Below are 2,095 nucleotides of genomic sequence, written 5' to 3'. Positions count from 1 at the left end.
GCGTACTGGTGCATTCCGGCCCGGTGCACATGCCGGTGGGTAGCGCCCATATCTCCATGTGGCTCAGCAGCTGGGCGCGCATTGCCGAGGTGGTCACTCTGGGGCTCATGGCCACGCGGTTGGCTGCGCCAGGGGCACCCCGTGCCTGGCTGGCAGTTTCGGGATGCATCACCTTGGTGGTGGTTGGGTCAGCCATGGGCCCCCTGCCGGGCTGGTTTGCCCAGACCGCTGGTGGCGTGCTGCGCCAGGTGCTGGCGGTGGGCTTGGCACTGGCGCTGGCCGTGATTGCCGGGGTGCTGTATCGCCGTGTTGGCGCCGATGACCAAGAAGGCGACAACCAGCCCCGCAGTCGCCTGCTAGCTTGGGCAGCCGTGGCGTTTGTGTGTGGCGAAATCACGGTGGGGGTCCTGGGCGGGCATTCCCCCATCGGTGGGCCATTGGCCCATGGCTTGCGGGTGGTGGCCTACGCGCTGCTGTATCAGGCGGTGTTTGATGCTGGTATCCGTCGACCCTTTGCCCGCATCCAGACGGCCGAGAGCCGCCTGCGCGAGAGCGAAGGCCGCCTGTCGCTGCTGGGCCGCAATCTGCCCCACAGCGTGTTGTTCCAGGTGGTGCGCGAACCCGACGGCCGCGTGCATTTTGTACACATGGGCGACGCCATCGAGCGCCTCAACGGCGTGCGCGTGCACGAAGTGTTGGCCGACCCTGGTGTGCTTTACCGGCAGATCCTGGACGAAGACATTGATAGCCTGCGCGCTGCAGAGCGGCATTCTTTCTTGTCCATGACAAGTTTGGAGGCAGTGTTTCGGGTGCGCCGCACGGATGGGCAGGTGCGCTGGATGCACCTGAGTTCGTCTCCGCGCCGATTGGATGGAGGCCGCGTGCTCTGGGATGGCGTGCAGACCGACATCACCGCCCACCACCAGGCGGCCGAGGCTGTGCATGCCAAGGATGCGCTGATGGCCAATATGCTGCGCCTGGTGCCGGGCGGAGTGGCCCGGCTCGACCGCGACCTGCGAGTTCTTTATGTCAACGAGCAGCAGGCGCGCTGGCTCTACAAGGCGCCTCAGGACTTGCAGGGCCGGCTGTTGCAGGAGGTGATCGCGCCCGAGGTCTTCGTGCGCATGCAGCCTCACTTCGACAAGGCCTTTGCGGGCGAGACGGCGGTGTTTGAAAACCGCATCGACGGGCCCGATGGCATGCAGTACCGCCACACCACGATTGCGCCCGAGGCCGTTGCAGGGCAGGGCACATCGGCCGTGGTGCTGTTCGCCTACGACCTCACGGCGCTCAAGCGCATCGAGCAGGAACTGGCGCACCAGAAGGCGCACCTGGCCCGCGTGGTCAACGCCATGCCCGACATGGTGTTTCTCAAGGATGCCGAGGGCGTCTACCTGTCGGTCAACCCCGTTTTCGAGCGTTTTGCGGGCCGGCCCGAACGCGATGTGGTGGGCTGCAATGACTACGACCTGACCACGCCCGCCGAGGCTGAGCGCTTTCGCAAGTACGACCAGCGCGCCATGCAGGCCTGGCAGCCGCTGGTGTATGAGGAAACGCTCACCTTTGCGGAGGATGGCTACCAGGGCCAGTTCGAGACCATCAAGACCCCGATCCGCGACCTGCACGGCCGCGTGACGGGCGTGCTGGGTGTGTGCCGTGACATCACGGACCGCAAGCGCGCAGAGCAGGAAATCGAACGCCTGGCCTTCTACGACGCGCTCACGGGCCTGCCCAACCGGCGCCTGCTGCTCGATCGCCTGCAGCGCTCCATCGCCGCCTGCCAGCGCACCAAAAGCCTGGGCGCCCTGCTGTTCATCGACCTCGATAACTTCAAGGACCTCAATGACACCTTGGGCCACGACATGGGCGACCAGCTGTTGTCGCAAGTGGCCGCCCGTCTGGTGCGCAGCGTGCGCGAGGCGGACACCGTGGCCCGTTTCGGTGGCGACGAATTTGTTGTCATGCTCGAAGCCCTGGCGCCCGAGCTGCAAAGTGCTGCCACCCAGGCAGAAACCGTTGCCGAGAAACTCCTGGCCAGCCTGAACCAGCCCTTTGACCTGGACGGTGCCCAGCACTACAGCACCCCGAGCATCGG

Annotated in this window: 1 protein-coding gene; it reads left to right on the top strand. The window is 65.7% G+C overall.

Annotation, left to right across the window (positions count from 1 at the left end; translation table 11 throughout):
• Positions 1–29: 29 nt before the first annotated feature.
• A partial coding sequence (locus DBR12_RS22225) for a diguanylate cyclase domain-containing protein (RefSeq protein WP_369861640.1) occupies positions 30–2,095 on the top strand: 2,066 nt, incomplete at its 3' end.

Source organism: Acidovorax sp. HMWF029, assembly GCF_003060895.1.
Lineage (GTDB): Bacteria > Pseudomonadota > Gammaproteobacteria > Burkholderiales > Burkholderiaceae_C > Acidovorax.
The sequence above is the reverse complement of the archived record's forward strand: the minus strand, read 5'-3'. Positions and strand labels throughout refer to the sequence as shown.